Annotated in this window: 19 protein-coding genes and 1 tRNA gene; 7 read left to right on the top strand and 13 right to left on the bottom strand. The window is 33.5% G+C overall.

The window, feature by feature from the left end; genetic code table 11:
* Positions 1–24 precede the first annotated feature (24 nt).
* The 10 genes from C4S35_RS06685 to C4S35_RS06640 all read right to left on the bottom strand — a co-directional run bounded on the left by C4S35_RS06685 (position 25) and on the right by C4S35_RS06640 (position 13,482).
* Entirely contained in the window at positions 25–1,077 is a 1,053-nt protein-coding gene (locus C4S35_RS06685; protein WP_103999571.1) for a type III polyketide synthase, read from the bottom strand.
* Positions 1,074–1,787, bottom strand: coding sequence for a methyltransferase domain-containing protein (locus C4S35_RS06680; protein WP_103999437.1), 714 nt, complete (start codon positions 1,785–1,787; stop codon positions 1,074–1,076). The genes C4S35_RS06685 and C4S35_RS06680 overlap by 4 nt, the downstream gene beginning before the upstream one ends.
* Positions 1,788–2,918 (bottom strand): NAD(P)/FAD-dependent oxidoreductase, encoded by a 1,131-nt coding sequence (locus tag C4S35_RS06675; RefSeq protein WP_103999436.1) that lies wholly within the window; start codon positions 2,916–2,918, stop codon positions 1,788–1,790.
* A 146-nt stretch (positions 2,919–3,064) separates the two neighbouring features.
* A complete protein-coding gene (acs, locus tag C4S35_RS06670; protein WP_103999435.1) occupies positions 3,065–4,972 on the bottom strand; it encodes an acetate--CoA ligase in 1,908 nt (635 codons plus the stop codon).
* A 530-nt stretch (positions 4,973–5,502) separates the two neighbouring features.
* On the bottom strand, positions 5,503–6,972 hold the full coding sequence (gene ilvC, locus C4S35_RS06665) for a ketol-acid reductoisomerase (protein ID WP_103999434.1): 1,470 nt from the start codon (positions 6,970–6,972) through the stop codon (positions 5,503–5,505).
* Between the two features lie 56 nt (positions 6,973–7,028).
* A complete protein-coding gene (ilvN, locus tag C4S35_RS06660; RefSeq protein WP_103999433.1) occupies positions 7,029–7,562 on the bottom strand; it encodes an acetolactate synthase small subunit in 534 nt (177 codons plus the stop codon).
* A 61-nt stretch (positions 7,563–7,623) separates the two neighbouring features.
* On the bottom strand, positions 7,624–9,318 hold the full coding sequence (ilvB, locus tag C4S35_RS06655; RefSeq protein ID WP_103999432.1) for a biosynthetic-type acetolactate synthase large subunit: 1,695 nt from the start codon (positions 9,316–9,318) through the stop codon (positions 7,624–7,626).
* Positions 9,319–9,410: 92 nt separating this feature from the next.
* Complete coding sequence (ilvD, locus tag C4S35_RS06650) at positions 9,411–11,084, bottom strand: dihydroxy-acid dehydratase (protein ID WP_103999431.1); 1,674 nt, start codon at positions 11,082–11,084, stop codon at positions 9,411–9,413.
* A 56-nt stretch (positions 11,085–11,140) separates the two neighbouring features.
* Positions 11,141–12,256, bottom strand: coding sequence for a 3-isopropylmalate dehydrogenase (gene leuB / locus C4S35_RS06645; RefSeq protein WP_103999430.1), 1,116 nt, complete (start codon positions 12,254–12,256; stop codon positions 11,141–11,143).
* Positions 12,257–12,306: 50 nt separating this feature from the next.
* Complete coding sequence (locus C4S35_RS06640) at positions 12,307–13,482, bottom strand: 2-isopropylmalate synthase (protein ID WP_103999570.1); 1,176 nt, start codon at positions 13,480–13,482, stop codon at positions 12,307–12,309.
* Positions 13,483–13,637: 155 nt separating this feature from the next.
* Between C4S35_RS06640 and C4S35_RS06635 the strand changes: the two genes are divergently transcribed.
* Positions 13,638–15,182 (top strand): hypothetical protein, encoded by a 1,545-nt coding sequence (locus C4S35_RS06635; RefSeq protein ID WP_103999429.1) that lies wholly within the window; start codon positions 13,638–13,640, stop codon positions 15,180–15,182.
* A 339-nt stretch (positions 15,183–15,521) separates the two neighbouring features.
* Here the strand turns inward: C4S35_RS06635 and C4S35_RS06630 are convergent, their stop codons facing one another.
* Positions 15,522–17,498, bottom strand: a complete 1,977-nt coding sequence (locus C4S35_RS06630; protein WP_103999428.1) for an alpha-ketoacid dehydrogenase subunit alpha/beta — start codon at positions 17,496–17,498, stop codon at positions 15,522–15,524.
* 167 nt (positions 17,499–17,665) lie between these two features.
* On the opposite strand from C4S35_RS06630, the gene C4S35_RS06625 reads away from it, so the two are divergent.
* The 6 genes from C4S35_RS06625 to C4S35_RS06600 all read left to right on the top strand — a co-directional run bounded on the left by C4S35_RS06625 (position 17,666) and on the right by C4S35_RS06600 (position 22,522).
* A complete protein-coding gene (locus C4S35_RS06625) occupies positions 17,666–18,616 on the top strand; it encodes an isopenicillin N synthase family dioxygenase (protein ID WP_103999427.1) in 951 nt (316 codons plus the stop codon).
* Positions 18,617–18,763: 147 nt separating this feature from the next.
* Positions 18,764–19,093, top strand: coding sequence for a translation initiation factor (locus C4S35_RS06620; RefSeq protein ID WP_103999426.1), 330 nt, complete (start codon positions 18,764–18,766; stop codon positions 19,091–19,093).
* Positions 19,094–19,166: 73 nt separating this feature from the next.
* Complete coding sequence (locus C4S35_RS06615) at positions 19,167–20,036, top strand: nucleoside phosphorylase (protein ID WP_103999425.1); 870 nt, start codon at positions 19,167–19,169, stop codon at positions 20,034–20,036.
* 84 nt (positions 20,037–20,120) lie between these two features.
* The gene (locus C4S35_RS06610) at positions 20,121–20,717 is read left to right on the top strand and encodes a GNAT family N-acetyltransferase (protein ID WP_341865124.1); all 597 of its coding nucleotides are present in this window, start codon (positions 20,121–20,123) and stop codon (positions 20,715–20,717) included.
* The gene (locus C4S35_RS06605; protein ID WP_103999424.1) at positions 20,717–21,568 is read left to right on the top strand and encodes a substrate-binding domain-containing protein; all 852 of its coding nucleotides are present in this window, start codon (positions 20,717–20,719) and stop codon (positions 21,566–21,568) included. The genes C4S35_RS06610 and C4S35_RS06605 overlap by 1 nt, the downstream gene beginning before the upstream one ends.
* Before the next feature lie 21 nt (positions 21,569–21,589).
* On the top strand, positions 21,590–22,522 hold the full coding sequence (locus tag C4S35_RS06600) for a transglutaminase (RefSeq protein WP_103999423.1): 933 nt from the start codon (positions 21,590–21,592) through the stop codon (positions 22,520–22,522).
* Here C4S35_RS06600 and C4S35_RS06595 read toward each other — a convergent pair.
* Both C4S35_RS06595 and C4S35_RS06590 read right to left on the bottom strand, forming a co-directional pair.
* The gene (locus C4S35_RS06595; protein WP_103999422.1) at positions 22,519–23,523 is read right to left on the bottom strand and encodes an LLM class flavin-dependent oxidoreductase; all 1,005 of its coding nucleotides are present in this window, start codon (positions 23,521–23,523) and stop codon (positions 22,519–22,521) included. The genes C4S35_RS06600 and C4S35_RS06595 overlap by 4 nt on opposite strands.
* A 192-nt stretch (positions 23,524–23,715) precedes the next feature.
* Positions 23,716–23,790: transfer RNA gene (locus C4S35_RS06590), tRNA-Val, on the bottom strand.
* Positions 23,791–23,975: the final 185 nt, after the last annotated feature.

Genomic DNA, 23,975 nt, shown 5'->3' with positions numbered 1-23,975 from the left:
TTCCCCTATTTTGGATTTAGGTTGTTAAAATTGCAATAAAACTCGTTGTGCCGAAAATCCAGGTCCAAAACTAAGCATCAATCCTTTCGACCCTTTTTTTGGATTATCATCCATAATTCGTTCTAGAACATATAAAACGGTAGCGCTTGACATGTTCCCGTACAAACGTAAAACTTCTTTAGTATCATTTATATTTTTTCCTAAATCAGAAAATAAAGCTTCAACCGTTTGTACTATTTTCTTTCCACCAGGGTGAAAAATCAAATGGTCGATATCCTCCATTCCCAAATTGTTTTTTTCTAAAAAAGGATGTATGATATCCGGAAAATGAGCGGCTATCGTTTCAGGAACTTCAATATCTAAAACCATTTGCAAACCTGAATTGCTGAGTTTGAAGCCCATCATATGAATATTATCATAAAAATGGTACATTTCTTCTGCTAGAATCTCGGGACCTTCGTCTTCTTCATGGGAAGAAAGTAAAACACAAGCAGCTCCATCACCAAAAATAGCCGCACTTACAATATTCGCCATCGAAAAATCATCCAATTGGAATGTTGCTGTAGGACTTTCTACCGCAATTACGGCAGCCCGTTTCCCCGGATTAGCCTGCAAGAAATTTTTAGCGTAAATAATTCCAGAAATTCCTGCTGCACAGCCCATTTCAGTGACCGGAAGCCTAACAATATCCTGACGCAATTTCAATTTATTAATTAAATAGGCATCTAATGAAGGAATCATAATTCCTGTACAACTTACGGTAATGATATAATCCAAATCTTCAGGATTCCAATTGGCTTTTTTTAAAGCTTTTTCGAGTACTTTTTCACCTAATTCAATGACTTCACGTATATAAATATCATTCCTTTCTTCAAAAGATGTTTTAGTAAAAACAGCAATGGGATCCATAATAGAATACCGCTTATCGACTGCGGCGCCTTCAAAAATTTTCTTAACTTTTCTAATAAAACGTTCCTCCTGACCATCTAGCCAAGCATCCAGAAAAGGAATAATTTCGTCTGTATTTCTTGAATATTTGGGTAACTGTTTGGTTACTGTTTTTATTTTTACACTCATATTTTTGAAATTATCCATTGGTATCGGAAAGCCCATTTCCAGTGGATTTTATAGTTGCTAAAATTTATTTTTTTTGAAAAATTTACTAATTCTACTTTTTTAAATCCTCGTAAAATTGAAATTAATCCATCTTCACGGGACATTTTATTTAATCGAAAAACAAAACATAGTGCTTGAAATAGGCGATATGCAATTGGGCTCCTCTGCAAGTCATTAACAACAATACCCACTTTTGAATTAGCATTAAATACATGTAATAAATGAATTATTTCGTTGTCTTTAAAGTGATGTAACGTCAAAGTACACAGAACAATATCGTATTTTAATTTGGCGAAATTTTCTTCAAATATGTCCTCACATTGATATCGAATATTTGGAAAATGCCGAGATAAATGTTGAGCGTGATTAATTGTGAAATTATTAGCATCAATTCCTATCAATTGAAAGTCTAAATTATTTTTCAACCCATAATCGGCCAAGGTTCGCAACATATCACCATTACCACAACCTACATCGACTATTGTAATTGTTGTCGTTTTAGAAATGCTTCTTATCAATCCCTGAACACCTCGTAAAGTTAGCTGGTTTCCTCCTAAAAGCTGGTTGATTTTAGCAATTTTGTCCAAGGCATCCCGCAGTATTTCTCCTTCCATAGTAAAATCATCCATGGTTTCAGGTTCATCTGTTCTATATTTGGTATTTATAAGCATTTATAAGTTTAAAATAATAGGTTTTCCGTGTGTCTTTTTTATAATTTTTGGTAATAAAAAAGGGAATATAATTAATATTCGCATCACAACAACAGATAGTTTTTGCTTTTGTAAGAGGGTCGATAAAAATCTTCCCATTTTTAACCTATTTTTAAAATTAAAATTCCATTCCTGAATGTATTTTTCTTCTAGTTCGGTTCTGGATTTTATTTCGTTGTTGCTATATTTATCAATTAATTCTGAAACAATTTTAGCACTATGGATTGCCATTGCCATTCCATTTCCGCATAAAGGATGGATTAATCCGGCCGTATCACCAATCATCAGAATATGATTTTCAACAGCTTGCTTTTTCTCAAAACAAATTTGACTAATCGTTAAAGGTTTTTCAAAAACGAGTTTACTTTTTTCAAAAATTACTTTTAAATGTGGATTCTTAAAAACTACTTTTTCTTGGTAGTCATCAATATTTTTAAATTTTTTAAAAGTTTTATAATCTGCTAAATAACAAATATTTATGGTATCATTTTCTACTTTGGAAACCCCGCAATACCCTCCTTCAAAATTATGTAAACCAACCAAATGATTGGGAAAACCTCCTGAATAATGCGCTTTTACAGCCAACCATGGAGATTTTTTCAGAATAAAATTACGATTTAATTTTTGATCAATATTGGATCGTTTTCCAAAAGCACCAATCACAATCTCCGCTTTCAAAATAATTTTATCCGAAGTCGTTACGGTAAATTCTTCCTTATCAAAAACAATCGATTCTACTGTAGCTCTGATTATTTTGCAGCCATTTTCAATTGCTTTTTTAAATAAATATTCGTCAAGAGTATAGCGGCTAATTCCAAATCCTCCAAGAGCTAAATTGTTTTTAATTGTTTTCCCTGAAACTGTTGAAAATTCAAGATGAGTAATATTTGTTGGATTTAATTCTGTAATACATAAATTTAACCAATTGAGATATGGCAAAACTTCATTCGATATATATTCGCCGCAAACTTTGTGTTTTGGAAATTCATTTTTTTCAACAACGGTAACTTGAAATCCAATTTTGGATAAATGAATGGCAGCAGTCAATCCTGCTAAACCACCGCCAATAATTAAGACTTCCTTATTTTTCATACAAAAGTAAATTTATGGATTTGTTTGAGATTGTCGCTATATTTTTTAAAATAAAACTTACATAATTAACTTAATTATTTTTAACATCCAACAAGTAGTCCAGTCTAAAAAAAAAGCTGTTTTAATCAAACAGCATTTAATTTCATTTACAATTTCCCTTGTATTATTTCCTCAATAATCTCAGGATTTAATAAGGTTGATGTATCACCAAAGTTTGAATAATCACCCTCAGCAATTTTACGTAGAATCCTACGCATTATTTTTCCAGATCTAGTTTTTGGTAAACAAGAAACAAATTGAATTTTATCCAACTTGGCAATAGGACCAATATGATCGGCTATATGCTGATTAATTTCTTTGATCAGATTTTCTTTATTTCTGGTTTCTCCAGTTTCTTTGAGCGTTACAAAACCATATAAGGCATTTCCTTTAATATCATGTGCAAAACCTACAATAGCTGATTCAGCAACTGCCGGATGCTCGTTAATGGCATCCTCAATAGGGGCAGTTCCCAGATTGTGTCCAGAAACAATAACTACGTCATCTACCCTACCTGTAATTCTGTAATACCCAACTTCGTCCCGCAAAGCTCCATCTCCTGTAAAATATTTACCTGGAAAGGTAGAGAAATAAGTGTCTTTATATCTCTGATGATCACCCCAAATTGTTCTGGCAATTCCAGGCCATGGAAACTTAATGCATAAACTTCCTACCACTTGATTTCCTTCTATTTCATTTCGTTTTTCGTCCATCAAAACAGGTTGAATTCCGGGTAATGGCAAAGTAGCATATGTTGGTTTAGTTGGCGTAACAAATGCAATTGGTGAAATCATAATTCCCCCAGTTTCAGTTTGCCACCAAGTATCTACTACGGGACATCTTTTATCTCCTACATGGTCATTATACCAATGCCATGCTTCTTCATTTATTGGTTCTCCAACAGATCCAATGACTTTTAATGATTGCAAAGGATATTTTTGCACATATTCTAAGCTTTCTTTTGCCAGAGCACGAATTGCCGTGGGAGCAGTATAAAATTGAGTGATTTTGTGTTTTTCGATAATTTCCCAAAATCGACTAAAATCAGGATAAGAAGGAACTCCTTCAAAAATAACAGTTGTACCACCATTCAACAAAGGACCATACAAAGTATAAGAATGTCCGGTAATCCAGCCTATATCAGCGGTACACCAAAAAATGTCATTTTCTTCGTGATTGAAAACATTTTTAAAGGTATAAGCGGTATAGACCATATAGCCTGCTGTAGTATGCACCATTCCTTTTGGTTTTCCAGTAGAACCGGAAGTATAGAGAATAAACAATGGATCTTCGGCATCCATTATTTCGGCTACATTATTATCTGATGCTTCCTCTAAAAGAGGTTGCAGCCATTGGTCGCGTCCTACTTTCATAGTGACTTGCGTGTTTGTTCTCTTAACAACAAGTACTTTTTCTACTCCGGGGCAGTTCACTAATGCGTCGTCAATTATTCCTTTTAGGTCGATCGTTTTATTCCCTCTAAATCCACCATCTGAAGTAATGACCATCTTGCAATCACTATCGTTTATTCTTGTCGCTACAGCCGAGGAGGAGAATCCTGCAAAAACAACCGAATGTATCGCCCCAATTCTGGCACAAGCCAAAGTAGTAATGGCTAATTCAGGAATCATTGGTAAATAAATACAAACGCGATCCCCTTTTTTTATGCCTTGTTCACGCAAAACATTTGCCATTTTACAAACGCGTTGGTGTAATTCATTATAGCTGATATGTAATGCTTTTTCACTAGGATCATTAGGCTCAAAAATTATTGCCGTTTTATCTCCTCTTTTATTTAGATGTCTGTCAATACAATTTTTTGTAATATTTACTTTAGCTTCAGTAAACCATTTTACTTGAGCTTCGGCCATATTAAAATCAACAACTTTATCCCATTGTTGGTACCAAGTAAAGTTTTCTTCTGCTATTTTTCCCCAAAATTTTCTTGGTTCACGAACTGATTTGTTGTAATGTTTAAAATATTGCTCTAAATTTTCAATTTTATAATAGCTCATGTTTTAATTTTTTATAAAAGTATCAAATCTCCCGCTATTCTTAAAATTATTAAAATATTAGTTTCTATAAAAAAATCATTATCACATAAAAAAATATCTTTTTACCAAATATTTGTTGGTTTTTTTGTGGTTTTAGATAAAAATGTTTGACATAAAAAAAGCGAGATAGATTTTTTCTACCCCGCCTTCTTTTAACAAAATTTGACAACAAATAATTTTAGTAATAATGAACAATATTTTCTAAATATATTAACCAAAATAATTTAGATTTTATAACAAAATAGATATTACTAAACATTTAACAATTACACCATTGTAAATTGAAAAAATCAAAATAGATTCAATTATTATATTTTAAAATAAAGGAAATACTTCACTTAACTCGCAATTCGTTTTGGTGTTAAGTGAATTTAAAATGCATTAATATCCTGTTTTCTCTTAATAATTGTTACTAATTCAAAATACTAAAGATTAACATGATATAATGCAAATTCCAACACACCCTCATGTGTAGTAATTCCTAATTTTTGTTATCCTATTTTTTTCATTGCAGTCATAGATTCTCTCAACCACTCTCCTACCTCTTCAATAGGATGCTGACGAATATTTTTATTTACTGCAATAAGTACGGCATTATCTACTCCGTTTGAAGTTGAGAATGGTTTTCCAATTACGTTTGTATCAACAGTTTTCATAAACTCTGTCAATAGCGGCTTACAGGCATGATCAAATAAATAGCAACCGTATTCCGCAGTATCAGAAATGATTCTGTTCATTTCATATAATTTTTTTCGGGCTACTGTATTAGCTATTAAAGGCAATTCATGCAAAGATTCGTAGTAAGCAGATTCTTCAATAATGCCAGATTGTGTCATCGTTTCGAAAGCCAATTCTACGCCCGCTTTAACCATAGCAATCATCAAAACACCATTATCAAAATATTCTTGTTCTGAAATATAAGCCGATGTTGGTGCCGTTTTTTCAAAATTTGTTTCAGCAGTTGCTGCTCTCCAAGTCAATAAGTTGATGTCGTCATTAGCCCAGTCAATCATCATGTTTTTTGAAAATTCACCAGATATGATGTCATCCATATGTTTTTGGAATAATGGACGCATGATGTCTTTTAAATCATCTGCTAATTCATACGCTTCAATTTTTGCAGGATTTGAAAGACGGTCCATCATATTTGTAATTCCACCATGTTTCAATGCTTCCGTTACTGTTTCCCAACCGTATTGAATTAATTTTGAAGCATAAGCAGGCTCGATTCCTTTTTCGACCATTTTATCGAAAGATAAAATTGAACCGGTTTGTAACATTCCGCAAAGAATAGTTTGTTCTCCCATTAAATCCGATTTTACTTCCGCTACAAATGACGAGTTCAAAACTCCAGCTTTGTGTCCTCCAGTAGCAACTGCATATGCTTTTGCTTGCTCGAAACCTTCACCATTAGGATTATTTTCCGGGTGAACTGCAATTAATGTTGGTACACCAAAACCTCTTTTATATTCTTCACGCACTTCGGATCCTGGACATTTTGGCGCACACATAATTACAGTGATGTCTTTACGAATTTGCATTCCTTCTTCAACGATATTAAACCCATGAGAATACGCTAATGTTGAACCTTTTTTCATCAAAGGCATGATTGCTGTAACGACAGCAGTATGTTGCTTGTCTGGCGTAAGGTTACAAACCAAATCAGCCGTTGGAATTAATTCTTCATACGTTCCCACTTTAAAACCATTATCAGAGGCGTTTTTAAACGAAGCCCTTTTTTCTGAAATTGCATCTGCGCGCAAGGCATAAGAAATATCTAAGCCTGAATCTCTCATGTTCAAACCTTGGTTCAAACCTTGTGCTCCACAACCGACGATGACTACTTTTTTTCCTGATAATGCTTTAATTCCATTTTCAAATTTAGATTGATCCATGAATTCACAAACGCCTAATTGTTCTAGTTGTAATCTAAGTGGTAATGAATTGAAATAATTTGCCATTTTTTATTTTTTAATGATTGTAAAATTTAATAATTAATAGGTTTAGTAATTGAAAATTAAACAGCTTCTTGTTTAAGTTCTTCTAATAATGTTGAAATTTCCATTTTTGCTTTGGAAACCGATATTCTTCCGGAACGAACAAATTGCATGATTCCAAAAGGTTTTAATTTTTCGTATAACGATTCTATTTCAGCACGTTGTCCCGATTTTGAAATTACAAAAAAGTCTCTTGCAACCGTAACTATCTGGGAGTGGCTTTCTTTAATTATATTTTGAATTTGTTTTTCATCAAAAAGCAAGGTCGATTCAATTTTGAATAATGCATTTTCCAAGAAAATAGTTTCTTCGTCAATATGATAAAATGCTTTAATAACTTCGATTTGTTTTTCGATTTGTCCAACTATATTGTGCACCCATTTTTCGGTTGTATCAACTACAATGATAAATCTTGAAACATTTTCAATTTCAGATTCGGATACATTTAAACTCAAAATATTGATGTGGCGTTTCAAGAATATTCCAGATATTCTGTTTAATAAGCCAACGTTGTTTTCTGAATAAACAGAAATGGTGAATGTTTTATTTTCCATTTTTTTATTGTTTAATTGGTTAACCGTTTAATCGATTAAAAGATTAACCATAATAACTATTTTAGCACAAACGAATGTCTGAAACTGAGGCTCCTGTTGGAATCATTGGGAATACATTATTTTCTTTTTCTACCATAACTTCAAGAAAATACGATTCTTTTGAAGCCATCATTTCGGCAACAGCTGCGTCTAAATCTTCTCGTTTCGTTACTTTTTTTGCTTTAATATAATATCCCTCAGCAATAGCGATAAAGTTTGGATTGATCATTTCAGTAGAAGCATATCTTTTATCAAAAAACAATTGTTGCCACTGACGTACCATTCCTAAAAACTCGTTATTAAGCACTACAATTTTTACAGGAACTTTAGTTTGGAAAATAGTTCCCAATTCCTGAATCGTCATTTGAAAACCACCATCACCAATGATAGCAACAACTTCACGTTCTGGCATTCCCATTTTGGCACCAATGGCCGCAGGTAAAGCAAATCCCATCGTTCCTAAACCTCCTGAAGTCACATTACTTTTTGTCGAATTGAATTTGGCATATCGACAAGCAAACATTTGATGTTGCCCCACATCCGAAACCATAATGGCGTCTCCTTTAGAATGTTTGTTAATCATTTCAATCGTTTCTCCCATAGAAATGCCTTCTTTTTTGGGTTTTAACTCGTCATTAATTACTGCTTCTAATTCAATCTCATATTTAGCTTTGAATTCATTGTGCCAAGATTCATGGGTGTTACTTTCGATAAAAGGAAGTAAAGCGGTTAAAGATTCTTTTAAATCGGCTAAAACTGCCACGGTAGTTTTCACATTCTTGTCTATCTCAGAAGGATCAATTTCAAGATGAATTACTTTGGCTTGCTTTGCATAAGTAGCTAAATTTCCCGTAACACGGTCGTCAAAACGCATTCCGAGCGCAATTAAAACATCACATTCATTCGTCAAAACATTAGGACCGTAATTTCCGTGCATTCCTACCATACCTACATTTAATGGATGATCTGTTGGTATCGCTGAAAGTCCTAAAATGGTCCAAGCGGCCGGAATTCCTGACTTTTCAACCAAAGCTTTTAACTCCGCTTCCGCTTCACTAAGAATTACTCCCTGTCCAAAAATGATGAATGGTTTTTTAGCCGTATTAATAAGTTTCGCTGCTTCTTTTATTTTTTCCAGATTTAAAGTCGGTTTTGGATTGTAACTTCTAATACTGGTACATTTTTTATAACTGAATTCGATCTTATCAAACTGAGCATTTTTTGTAATATCAATTAATACTGGACCAGGACGACCTGATTTTGCAATAAAGAAAGCTTTGGCCATAATCTCCGGAATTTCAGAAGCCTCTGTAATCTGATAATTCCATTTGGTTACCGGAGTCGAAATTCCAATAATATCGGTTTCCTGAAAAGCATCTGAACCCAATAAATGTTTTCCAACCTGACCTGTAATACAAACCATTGGGGTTGAATCGATTTGAGCATCGGCAATTCCAGTAACTAAATTTGTTGCGCCAGGACCTGAAGTAGCAATTGCGACACCCACTTTTCCTGTTGCTCTTGCAAACCCTTGAGCCGCATGCGTTGCCCCCTGTTCATGACGGACTAAAACATGGTGCAATTGATCTTTAAATTTATATAACTCGTCATAGACCGGCATGATTGCTCCACCTGGATAACCGTAAACCAAGTCTACTCCTTCTTCTAATAAGCATCGAATAACGGCTTCCGCGCCAGATATTTTATTTGTTCCCATGGGTACGTTTATTATTTTTTAATTTGAAATAGCAATTATAAATCTCTTTTTAAAAATGCAATAAATTTTTCAAATTTATTTTTTTTGATAAATTATTTATCGGTTACGCAACCTGTTGAGGCGCTTGAAACAGACCTAATATATTTTAACAATACTCCTTTATTCACTTTCAATTCAGGCTGAATCCATTCTGATTTTCTTGCTGCGAATTCATCATCCGTTATTTTCAAATTAATGGTATTGTTTACGGCATCAATTGTAATAATATCTCCATTTTTGACCAGTGCAATTCCACCACCGTCGAAGGCTTCTGGAGTAATATGTCCCACTACAAAACCGTGCGAACCTCCAGAAAATCTACCATCTGTAATAAGGGCTACCGATTTTCCAAGTCCAGCTCCCATAATTGCGGATGTAGGTTTTAACATTTCTGGCATTCCAGGTCCTCCTTTAGGTCCACAATACCTGATAACGACTACATTTCCAGGTTTTACGTTTCCATTTCTGACTCCTGCAATGACATCAAATTCATTTTCAAAAACTATCGCTTCCCCTTCAAAAAAATCACCTTCATTACCGCTCATTTTTGCAACACATCCCTCTTCAGCAAGATTTCCGTATAATATTTGTATGTTTCCCGTAGCTTTCAAGGCTTTTTGGATTTCATGAATCACGTCTTGTCCATCATTTAAATCAGGTAATGCAGCTAAGTTTTCAGCTATAGTTTTTCCTGTAACAGTCAGACAATCTCCATGAAGTAATCCAACTTTTAATAAATATTTCATTACTGCTGGAACACCACCTACTTCATGTAAGTCTTCCATTAAATATTTACCACTTGGTTTTAAATCGGCAAGCAGCGGTGTTTTATCACTAATAGCTTGAAAATCATCTAACGTAATTTCGATATCTACGGAATGGGCCATCGCAATTAAATGCATTACTGCATTTGTCGAACCTCCAAGCACAGCAACTATAGTAATGGCATTTTCAAATGCTTTACGAGTCATGATGTCTCTTGGTTTAATATCTTTTTCCAATAATATTCTGATTGCCTTTCCGGCATCAATACATTCTTGTTTTTTCTCATCGCTCAAAGCAGGATTAGAAGAACTATAGGGCAGGCTCATTCCTAATGCCTCAATAGCAGATGACATTGTATTTGCCGTGTACATTCCGCCACAAGCACCGGCACCTGGACAAGCATTTTTTATAACACCTTTAAAATCTTCAGGAGTAATGGTATTACTGAATTTTTTTCCTAAAGCTTCAAAAGCCGAAACAATATTTAATTTTTCATTTTTCCAACGTCCTGAATGAATTGAACCTCCATAAACCATTAGAGAAGGGCGATTTAATCTGCCCATTGCAATTACAGATCCTGGCATATTTTTATCACATCCTGGAATTGCAATTAATCCATCGTACCATTGAGCACCCATTACCGTTTCGATAGAATCGGCAATTACGTCACGCGAAACCAAAGAATAACGCATTCCGTCTGTACCATTTGAAATACCGTCACTTACACCTATTGTATTAAAAATTAACCCGACTAAATCAGCATCCCAAACTCCTTTTTTGACCCCTTTAGCCAAATCATTTAGATGCATATTACAAGGATTTCCATCGTAACCCATACTTACAATTCCTACTTGTGCTTTCTTCAAATCTTCTTCCGTTAAACCAATTCCGTATAGCATCGCTTGAGCCGCAGGTTGTGTTTCGTCTTGAGTGATGGTCTTGCTATATTTATTTAATTCCATTATATTTTAATTTGTTTACGTATTTTTTGTTTTGGAACTTTGAAATTACGCTTCTATTAAACGATTGTTGATTGTCCTATTTTGATGTTATCAATTTTAAAATATAAATCATCTTTACTTAAAATGAAGTTTGCAACAAAATCACCCACTTCATTGGTTCCAAATTTTGAGTCCGTATTTAAATCTTCTGTAACAACATTATACTCGATGGCTTTTTCTACCGCTTCATATACTTTTTTAGCTTCTTTATTTAGTCCAAAATATTCTAATAACATTGCAGCAGATAAAATTGAAGCAATAGGATTTGCAATATTTTTTCCAGTAGCTTGTGGGTAGGAACCATGAATAGGTTCAAAAAGTGCATTTGTTTTTCCTAATGATGCCGATGCTAATAATCCAATAGATCCAGTAATAACACTAGCTTCATCAGATAATATATCCCCAAATAAATTTTCAGTTAATAGCACATCAAATTGTCTTGGATTAAGAATAATTTGCATCGCTGCATTGTCAACAAAAAGAAAATCTAAAGCTACATCAGAGTAATTTTCACTTACTTTTTTCACTACTCTTCTCCATAATCTGGATGTTTCAAGAACATTGGCTTTATCAACCATAGTCAATTTTTTTCGTCTATTTTGAGCACTTTTAAATGCTAAATGGGAAACTCTGGTAATTTCTTCTTCTGAGTATTCGCATAAATCTGAAGCGATTGTTCCAGCTTCGTTTAATTTTTTTTCACCAAAATAAACACCTCCAGTTAGTTCTCTGAAAATTATAAAATCAGCGCCTTGTATTATTTCTTTTTTTAAAGGAGAGGAATTCAATAGAGAAGCATAAGGTTTTATCGGCCTGATATTAGCAAATAATCCCAATGATTTTCTTAATTTTAATAAACCTTGTTCTGGACGCACTTTAGCATCCGGGTTATTATCGTATTTTGGATCACCGATAGCTCCAAATAAAACGGCATCGGTATTAAGACAAAGATTCAATGTTTGTTCTGGAAGTGGATTTCCAGTTTTTTCAATGGCAATTGCTCCAACAAAGGCATCTTCAAAAACAAACTCATGGTCAAAAACCAATCCAATAGCATGTAACGCTTTCTTCGCTTGTAAGATTACCTCTGGTCCTATTCCGTCTCCTGCTAATGCTGCTATTTTTAAGTTCATGAGATTGTTTTTTAAAATTGTGTGCTAAAACTTTTTATCTAAGATTTGTATTAACTTCTAATTAATTCACTTTGTATTTTGCAAACTTCAATAATTTGATGAATATCGTCATCTAAAACTTCTTTTTTGATATCTGCAAATCTCAAAAACTCTACATATACAATATCCAATTGTACTTTGGTAAGTTCATAACCTACCTTTTTGGCTCTGTAAGCCAATGCCGCTCTACCGCTTCTGGCTGTAAGAACTATTGAAGATTCATTGACACCGACATCTAATGGATCCATAATTTCATAAGTTGCTCTGTTTTTTATAACTCCATCTTGATGAATTCCGGAACTGTGTGCAAAGGCATTAGCGCCTACAATAGCTTTATTAGGCTGCACAATCATTCCCATACTTTCTGAGACTAAACGACTCATTTCATTCAATTGTTTTGAATCGATATCGGTATACAGATTCAAATATGGATGTTGTTTGAAAATCATCACTACTTCTTCAAGTGCTGTATTTCCTGCTCTTTCTCCTATTCCATTAATGGTACACTCTATTTGTCGAGCTCCATTCACCGCACCAGCGATTGAATTGGCAGTAGCCATACCTAAATCATTATGACAATGGCAAGAAAGAATTACATTTTCGATTCCTTTTACGTTTTCTCTAAGGTATTTAATTTTCGCGCCATATTCATCAGGCAGACAATATCCTGTTGTATCTGGTATATTAAGTACAGTAGCACCTGCTTTTATTGCCTCTTCACATACTTTTGCCAAGAAATCATTATCGGTTCTACCGGCATCTTCTGCATAAAACTCTACATCTTCTACATAAGATTTAGCATGTAGAACAGCAAATTTTGCTCTGGCAATAACATCTTCTCTCGTTGTGTTTAATTTGTGTATTATATGAGAATTTGAAGTTCCAATACCGGTGTGAATACGAGGTTTTTTTGCATATTTTAAAGCAGCAGCGGCAACATCTATATCATTTTTTACCGCTCTGGTCAAACCACAAACCGTAGCATTTTTTACAATTTTGCTTATTTCTGTAACAGATAAAAAATCACCAGGGCTAGAAACCGGAAAACCAGCTTCAATAATGTCTACACCCATTTCGTCCAGTCGATTTGCTATAACAAGTTTTTGTTTGGTATCTAGTTTACATCCAGGGACCTGTTCTCCATCTCTTAACGTGGTATCAAAAATTTGGACTTTCTCTCTATTCATTTTCATTTATTTAATGTAATTTCACATCCTAATAACAAAAATAGATTCCAACACTTTAAATATAAAATTCATTTTAACCAATTATACTGCTTATAAAACAACTAATAAAGACTTAAGTTGCTTATTGACAGTGTTTTACACTTCTATATTTTACAATGGCTAACCATCAAAAAGATTTTTTATTTGTATTAATAAAATCCCTTTCCAAGTCTGAAAAGAGACAATTTAAGATTTTTGCAAGTAGATTGGAAACAAGTTCAAATACAAAATTCATCGAATTGTTCAACATTTTAGACAAGTCGGAAATGTATGATGAGAAACTCATTTTGAAAAGTGGTATTATAAAAAAAGTGCAATTATCAAATTTAAAGTCATATTTATACAAACAAATATTAGTCAGTATTCGGTTGAATATTCCTAGTCAAAACATTCGGTACCAATTGCGGGAACAAATTGATTTTGCAGCCATACTATACAATAAAGGTTTATACAAGCAGAGTTTAAAAATCTTGGATAAAACAAAAATTTCAGCTTTAGAAAATGACGAAAAACTCATGGCCTATGAAATTGTTGAATTTGAAAAGCTTATAGAATCACAATATATCACACGAAGTATTCAAGGACGAGCCAATGAATTAGTTGTGCAGGCTAAAGAATTAAATTATCGCAATACTATTTCCAGTAAATTATCCAATTTATCCCTGCAATTGTACGGAATAATGCTTAAAACTGGTTATGTAAAAAGTGATGAAGAATATAAATACATTGACGATTATTTCAAAAAACATATTGCCAAATTAGATGAGAAAAAATTTGGATTTCGGGAGAAATATTGGTTTTACAATGCTAATCTTTGGCGTAGTTTTTTAGTACAGGATTTTTTAGCCAGTTATAAATATGCTTATAAATGGGTCACTCTTTTTTATGATAATCCAAATATGATTTATTTGAATCCTGTCTTTTTTTTAAAAGGAAATCATTATTTACTTGAATCTTTATTCATGTTAAAATACAAATCAAAATTTAAAAAATATTTGTTTCAACTGGAAGAAACTATTAATGATCCTCGTTTTCCCGTAAATGATAATATTGCTTCCTTATCGTTCTTGTATTTATATAACAACAAATTAAATTATCATATTCTGGAAGGCACTTTTGCTGAAAGTGAATATCTAATTCCAGAAATTTTAAATAAATTAAAGTTACATAGCGAGCATCTTGATGAACATCACGAAATGTTGTTTTACTATAAAATAGCTTCTATCTATTTTGGTAACGAAAAATATAATGAATGCATCTTTTACTTAGAGAAAATTATAAACAACAAAAATCTTTCCATGCGACAAGATTTGATGTGTTTTGCCCGATTACTGAGTTTAATTGCTCATAATGAATTAGGTAATGATTATTATTTAGAAAATCAGTTAAAAAACACCTATAAATTTTTATTGAAAATGAATGATTTGCATGAAGTGCAAAAAGAAATCATTAAGTTTTTGAAAAACTTAAATTCTATATATCCTGGTGATATCAAAAAGGAGTTTGTAAAAATGAGAGAACGATTTATCGAATTAGAAAAGAATACCTATGAAAAAAGAGCATTTTTATATCTTGATATCATCTCTTGGCTGGAAAGCAAAATCGAAAACAGAAAAATCAGTGATATCATTAAAGAAAAAGCAAAATTGAGTAATCGGTAATACTAATACTAACTCCGTTGTATTAAAATAGATAAAATGCATTTTGTTACGTAATCAGAAAGAAAAGAATGTATGAGGAAGAAATCGCTTTGATTAAGATAATCTTTCTGGAATTAAATTAAAGTGCGGCATTCAAAAAATATTTATTACTTTTAATGAATGCTTAAAAATTTAAACTTATGAATGGTTTCTTTAAAACAATACTCGCAGGTTACGGCGCCAAAAAACTAGGCGGCGGTTGCTTTGGTACAATTATACTATTTATAATTATCTATTGGATATTAGGTTATTTTTAAAATTAAAACTTTAAAAATAACCTAATTGTATTTAATCTTGGGATTAGTATTCTAACAATTCTTGCAAAGCGATTTCAAATCTCCCTTTCGGCAAATATTGATCTTCTAATGCTTTTGTAAACGGAATTGGACTGTCTAAACTTGCCACACGTTTAACCGGCGCATCAAGATATTTAAAGCAGTTTTCCATAATCATCGCCGAAATATCACTGGCAATACCACCAAACATACTGTCTTCCTGATAAATAATCACTCTTCCTGTTTTCTTTACCGATGCAAAAATAGCTTCGGTATCCAAAGGTTGCAAGGTTCTTAAATCCAACAAATCAGCTGAAATTTCAGGATTTTTTGCTAAAGTATCCAAAGCCCAATGCACCGCTGCTCCAAACGAAATAATAGTAATATCAGTTCCTTCTTTCAACAAAGCGGCTTTTCCTAATGGAATAGTATAATAATCTTTGGGTACATCTTGATATATACTTCTATACAATTGTTTGTGTTCAAAGAACATCACTGGATTTGGATCGTTAATTGATGCATTTAATAAACCTTTGGCATCGAACGGAAATGCTGGATACACTACTTTTAAACCTGGTGTTTTAGTAAACCAAGCTTCATTAGTTTGGGAGTGAAAAGGTCCTGCTTGCGTTCCTCCGCCGCAAGGCATACGAACCACAACATCGGCATTTTCAAGCCAACGATAATGTGATTTTGCTAATAAATTAACAATAGGATTGAATCCGGTGGAAACGAAATCGGCAAACTGCATTTCTACAATGGCTTTGTATCCATTTATAGACAAACCCATTCCTGCAGAAACTACTGCACTCTCGCAAATAGGAGTATTGATAACTCGTTCTTTACCAAATTGAGCTACAAAACCATCAGTAATTTTGAAAGCACCACCATATTCAGCAATATCCTGACCCATTATTACAGAGTTTGGATGTCGTTCCATCGATTCACGCAAACTGTTTGAAATGGCATCTATAAAACGAATATTTTCTTTTTCTTCAGATGGATTAACTAACTCAAATTGAAAGGGTTTATAAACATCATTTAATTCTTCACTGTAAGAAGCTTCAATTTCAGGTTCTGCATTTGCAAGAGCCAAGCTCTCATCAATTTCCATCTTGATTTCACTTCTTAAAGCCGCATTAAATTCTTCGGAAAGGATTCCGTTTTCAGACAAAAATTTTCTGTAATTATCAACAGGATCTTTAATCGCCCACATATCCATTAATTCTTGAGGAACATATTTGGTGCCACTCGCCTCTTCATGTCCACGCATTCTAAAAGTTTTAAATTCTAATAAAACAGGACGTGGTTTTTCGATCATAGAGGCTTTCAATTCGGATAACAAATTAAAGACTTCAAGAATGTTATTCCCGTCTATAATATGACTTTCTATTCCGTACCCTATTCCTTTATCAGCAAGGTTTTCACAACGATATTGCTCATTTGTAGGAGTTGATAATCCATAACCGTTATTTTCTATAATAAACATCACAGGCAATTCCCAAACCGAAGCAATATTCAATGCTTCATGAAAATCACCTTCACTTGTAGCGCCTTCTCCAGTAAATACTGCTGTAATTTTACCGTTTTTTTTAAGTTTATTGGCTAGAGCAATTCCGTCAGCCACACCTAACTGCGGACCAAGATGAGAAATCATTCCAATAATCTTGTATTGTTGGGTTCCAAAGTGAAAACTTCGGTCACGTCCCTTTGTAAAACCATTGGCTTTACCTTGCCATTGCGAAAAAAGACGATACAAAGGAATATTTCTCCCTGTAAAAACACCTAGATTTCTGTGCATTGGCAGTATGTATTCATCACTATCTAAAACTGCCGTAACTCCAACAGAAATAGCCTCCTGGCCAATGCCAGAAAACCATTTTGATACTTTTCCCTGACGAATAAGTATCAACATTTTTTCTTCTATCAGTCTTGGTTTCAGTATTCTTTTATACAAATCTAATAGTTGATTGTTAGTAAGATTTTTTCTGTCAAAGGTCATTTTCTCTGTTTTTAATGTGGTTCAAAGATAAAAAAATATAACAGTTTTGATATAATTTGTTATATTTTTTATTTTAATGCTAACTTTTAAAATTTTTCGATTAAAATTATTCTTTATCTTTGTCTCTGCAAGATTTAAACCTTGTAATTTTATAAAAATATTTAAGTATGCAAAACATTCCTAGTGTTGACTTGCGTGATTTCCTTTCGGATGACCCGAAACGTAAACAAAAATTTGTAAATGAAATCGGAAGTGCATTTGAAGATATTGGCTTCGTAGCACTCAAAGGGCATTTTTTAGACGACCAACTGGTTGATGAATTGTACGGTGAAATTAGAAAATTTTTCGCTTTACCATTAGAGATAAAACACAATTATGAAATTCCTGGAATTGGAGGACAAAGAGGTTATGTTTCTTTTGGAACTGAACATGCCAAAGGCAGAAAAGAAGGAGATTTAAAAGAATTTTGGCATTTTGGACAATATGTATCCAAAGATTCGAAATACGCTTCAGAATATCCTGAAAATGTTGAAGTAAAAGAATTACCTCGTTTCAATGTTGTAGGTAAAGAGGCGTATCAAATGCTGGAAAAAACAGGCGTTTACGTTCTGAGAGCTTTAGCGATTCACCTTGGTTTAAGTGAATTTTATTTTGATAATTATGCAAAAGATGGAAACTCTATCTTACGACCTATTCATTATCCACCTATTACCTCAGAACCTGCAAATGCAATTCGTGCCGCAGCGCATGGAGATATTAATTTGATTACCTTATTGATGGGTGCTCAAGGAAAAGGGTTACAAGTGCAAAACCACGATGGAGAATGGATTGATGCAATCGCTGAGCCTGATGAATTAGTTATTAATGTTGGTGATATGTTATCGCGCCACACTAACAACAAATTGAAATCTACCATTCATCAAGTGGTAAATCCACCAAGGGAATTATGGGGAACTTCACGTTATTCTATTCCGTTTTTTATGCATCCTGTGAGTGATATGAAATTGGATTGTTTGGAAAATTGCATTGATGCAGAACATCCCAAAAAATTCGAGGACATTACCGCTGGAGCCTATTTATACGAACGATTAGTAGATTTAGGTCTTATTAAAAAATAATTCTTAATTTATAGTTCAAGGAAGACATCGAGTTCGCTTGATGTCTTTTTGTTTTTTTACCATTAAGAAATTAAGGTCCATTAAGAGCATTAAATACTTAATTTTCTTAACTTCTTAATGGTTTAATAATCAATTAATTTTTAAAAAATGGACTTACAAGACCAACTGAAAAACCTTTTCCCGGATCACGAACCATCGCCTGAAGAATCTATTGAAGAAGTGGCACATGAATTATACGTTCAAAAAGAGCCAATGATTTGTAAATTTGAAAAACGAAAAGGAAAAGCTACAACTATAATTGAAGGTTACGAAGGTACGGACGAAGATTTTAAAATTTTGGCTAAAGAAATAAAAACAAAATTGAGTGTTGGTGGAACTTTTAAAGACGATTCCATTATTATTCAGGGCGATTATCGTGACAAAATAATGACCATTCTAAAAGCTAAAGGTTTTAAAGTAAAACGTGTTGGAGGCTAGAAAAAGTAGTCAGTGTTCAGTAATTAGTGCTCAGTTGAGCAACTTTAAACCTTAAACTTTAAACAAAAAAACAATGATACAATCATCAGAATTAATACTCAATCCGGACGGAAGCGTCTATCATTTAAATTTAAAACCAGAACAGATTGCCCATGACATCATCTTTGTTGGGGATCAAAATCGGGTAGAAAAAATAACTCAATTTTTTGACACTATTGAATTTTCAACACAAAAACGAGAATTCAAAACCCAAACGGGGATTTACAAAGGCAAAAGAATAACGGTGATGTCCACAGGAATTGGTCCTGATAATATTGATATTGTTATCAACGAACTGGATGCTTTGGTAAATATCGATTTAAAAACACGTAAGCCAAAAGAAATATTAACTTCATTAAATATCATTCGAATTGGAACTTCGGGTTCTTTGCAAGAGGATATACCGGTTGATAGTTTCGTGATGTCAAAATTTGGTTTGGGGTTAGATAACATGCTTCGCTCCTATTTAATTAATGAAGTTTCGAATATCGAAATGGAAGATGCTTTTGTAAAACACACCAGTTGGGATTTGCTAAAAGGGAAACCATACGTGATTGCTTGTTCCGAAAAACTTGAAAAAATGATAGAAAGCGATAAGATGCACAAAGGAATTACGGCAACCGCCGGAGGTTTTTATGGTCCACAAGGACGTGTTTTGCGTTTGAATATTCAAGATGAAAATTTAAATTCTAAAATGGACAACTTCAAATTTGAAGAGAATCGCATCACTAATCTCGAAATGGAAACCGCTGCTATATATGGTCTTTCATCACTTTTAGGACACAATGCCTTGTCTTTAAACGCCATAATTGCCAATCGTGCTTCGGGGACTTTTAGCGAAGATCCGTACAAAGCCGTTGATGAATTGATTGCGTATACGTTGAAGAAATTAGCTGACCAATAATTGAACACTAATTTTATTTTGGAGCTAATTCCTGCTCTGCACTGTATCTTTTGTACTGTCTAAAAAATTGCTTCGTTCCTCGCAATGACAGAACAAAAGGATGCCGTTTCGATCAGGGCTAAATCGTTCACCATCAAATTTTCAGTAAAAAACATGAATCTTATTTTAGTAACCAACAGATTGATTTTAAGAGAAATGAAACTTTCTGATGCCGAAGCTTTATTTGAAATGGAAAGCAATCCTAAAGTTCATCACTATCTTTGGAACAAACCATTGCGAAATACTAGTGAAGTACATTCCTATATAGAATTTGTTAGAGCACAATACATCCAAAATAACATTGGACGATTTGTTGTTATTTTGAAAGAAACCAATGAATTAATTGGTTGGGCTGGATTAAAATACAACACCGAAATGATAAATAATAAAGTTGATTTCTACGATATTGGCTACCGGTTAAGTGAAAAATTCTGGGGCAAAGGATATGCCAGTGAGGCCAGTTTTGCTTGGTTGGATTATGGTTTTAATGTAATGAAAATAAAACTTCTTGAAGCTGCAGCGCATGCGGATAATATCGCCTCAAACAGAATATTACAAAAAATTGGACTGAAAATGACCGAACAATATATGGAGGACGGCGTTTCTTGGAATTGGTACGAATTAAAAAATCCTAACCTGTAATGAAAACAATAAAAATAGCTGGCGTTCCGGAACATTTCAACTTACCTTGGCACTTGTCAATAGAAAATGGAGATTTTGAAAAGGAAAATATCGATTTACAATGGACTGATGTTCCCGAAGGAACGGGAAAAATGTGTCAAATGCTTCGAGATGTAGAAACTGATATTGCCGTAATCTTAACCGAAGGAATTGTGAAAGATATTATTGGTGGAAATCCAAGTAAAATTGTTCAAATTTATGTCGAAAGTCCTTTGATTTGGGGGATTCATGTCGCAGCAAATTCCAATTATAAAACAGTATCTGATTTAGAAAATAAGAAAGTCGCTATCTCCAGATTAGGTTCTGGTTCACAGTTAATGGCCTATGTCAATGCAGATAGTCAAGGTTGGACAACTGATAATCTTCAGTTCGAAATCATAAATACCATTGATGGAGCAGTCGAAGCATTCACTAATGGAACTGCCGATTATTTTATGTGGGAACGCTTTATGACTAAGCCATTAGTCGACAAAGGAATTTTTCGCAGAATTGCTGTTTGCCCTACTCCTTGGCCTTGTTTTGTAATTGCAGTCCGTGATGAAATTCTGGAGAATGAACCGGAAATAATTGCGAAAATTCTCAAAATCATCAATAAAAAAACATCGGAATTTAAAGGGATTCTAAATATTGATGAAATTTTAGCTTCAAATTACAATCAAAAAATTGAAGATATTCAAGAATGGCTGTCTTTAACAGAATGGTCAAAAAAATCATTAACTGAAAAAATGTTAAACAATGTTCAAAATCAACTATTTCAGTTAAAAATTATAGATAAAAAAGTTACTTTTGATAAAATTGTAAAAGCAGTCTAGATTTCAGCTTTTATTGTTACTATGATAAAAATAAAAAATATTACTTTTCAAGGTATTAAACAAAAATTTCAGGTCAAAAAACCATGGGACGACGTTATTATTTTTATTTTAAATATATTAATTGCTGTACCGGTATTTATAATTGTACATCAAAATTTATATAATCCTAATTGGTTTTTTAATCTTGACAGAGTTGTTTTGTTTATACTAATCGTAGTGATCATTCAACTAATTCTAAGGTTTTTGAGGACTATTATACTAATTTGTATTGCCTTATATTTATTGGTCCTATTTTACGGCTCCGTTATTGGTGATTATGGTTTTAACAGTGTTTATGAAGATTACAATTCGATGATGTACACCATGTCTGACAATCCGTTTCCTCAGGATATAATCATAGCGAAATTACTACCATTTCCAAACAAATCAAAAATCATAAATGCGATTGAATATCAGAATCCAAAAATTAGAAATTTTGCGGTTATGGCTACTTCAAAATATTTCAAAGATATTAAGGGTTATTCTGATTACAGAACCATTATTCAATGCTTTGCTGTATTTAAAGAAATAAACCACAGATGGAACTATGTAAGTGACCCAAAAGAAGGAGATTATATTGCAACGGCAACAGAATCCTTACTTTATTTTTCCGGTGATTGTGACGATCATTCAATATTAATGGCAGCAAGCGTAAAGGCTATAGGCGGAACTCCTCGGTTAATTCATACAAAAGGGCATATTTACCCCGAAATATTAATTGGTTCCCATATTGATTTAGAAAAGGTAAATTATCTCATAAAAAATGTTCTGTTTGTGAATGAAAGCGATCAAAAACAACTTCATTATCATGTGGACGAACGCGGTCAAATATGGCTAAATCTAGATTACACCGCTACTTATCCCGGAGGTCCTTTCTTATCTGAAGAAATCTTGGGTGCTTTGACTTTAGATTAATTATTTTTTAAATTTCCAACGATTTCGTAAGAACGTAGTCTAGCTTTATGTTCAAAAACAGCAGTTGCAATCATTAGTTCATCTACTTTAGTTTTATCAAGGAATTGTTGTAGCTCTCTTTTTACTTTTTCTGGTCCGCCAATAAAGGTATAAGCAATCATTTGTTGCAATGCAGCTTCCTCCATAGGATCCATAAAATTTTTATCAGGGATAACGGGAGGTTTTAATTGTTGTCGATTTCCTGTGATAATGCCAAGGAATAATTTTTTGAAAGAAGTTGCTAATCGTGAAGCTTCTTCATCAGAATCAGCAGCAATCACGTTGACACAAGCCATCACATAAGGCTCTTTGAGATGCTCTGAAGCTTTAAAATTGTTACGGTAAATAGCTATAGCAGTATTTAGTTGTGCTGGTGCAAAATGACTTGCAAAAGCATAAGGCAATCCTAAGGCAGCAGCTAAATAAGCACTGTCAGTACTGGAACCCAAAATCCATATCGGAATATCTAATCCTTCACCAGGAATAGAGCGAACACGACCATTTTTATTGGATGCAGACAAATACATTTGTAATTCCTGTATATTTTGGGGAAATTCCATTGCAGCGTGTTCATCACGGCGCAAGGCTGCAGCAGTAAATTGATCTGTTCCTGGGGCGCGACCCAAACCTAAATCGATTCGGTTCGGAAAAAGCGTAGCCAATGTGCCAAATTGTTCGGCAACTATTAGTGGTGCATGATTGGGAAGCATAATACCACCCGACCCGACTCTTAAAGTGGTAGTTCCTTCAGCTATATGCCCAATCAAAATAGAAGTTGCGCTGCTCGCTATCCCTTCCATATTATGATGCTCAGCCAGCCAAAATCTATTAAAACCCCATTTTTCTATGTGTTGAGCGAGATCCAAACTGTTTTTAAAAGTATCTGATGTTGTACCTCCTTCCCTAACTATTGCAAGATCAAGAACGGATATTTTTGTTTGTGAAAGACTATTTTTATTCATTACGAATCAGTTGTGATTTAATGGCAAAAATAAGGATAGTAATTTTGGTTTTGGTACAACCAACTATTAATAAGAAGTTAAAATAGCAATCCAAATTGATATTTAATTAGTTAAGCTAAAAAATAACAAGACATAATTTAATTAAAAAATATAAGACATAAAAAAACTCCATTATTTCTAATGGAGTTTTTGTGGGCGATGAGGGGTTCGAACCCCCGACCCCCTCGGTGTAAACGAGGTGCTCTGAACCGGCTGAGCTAATCGCCCTAGTACAATTTAGTAATTTTCATTTCCTTATTGCGTCTGCAAATATACACCTAGAAATCGTATTTGCAAGTGAAATATTAAAAAAATAAAATAAAAAATAACAATAATTCTCTTTCGTGCTCTCTAATAGCGCTTTAAATACAAGATGAAACCGTACTATTTTTTTGTATTAAGTTGTTATAGTC

This window comes from Flavobacterium urumqiense (assembly GCF_900108015.1).
In the GTDB taxonomy this organism is placed as follows: domain Bacteria; phylum Bacteroidota; class Bacteroidia; order Flavobacteriales; family Flavobacteriaceae; genus Flavobacterium; species Flavobacterium urumqiense.
This window is presented reverse-complemented; position numbering and strand designations above follow the sequence as displayed.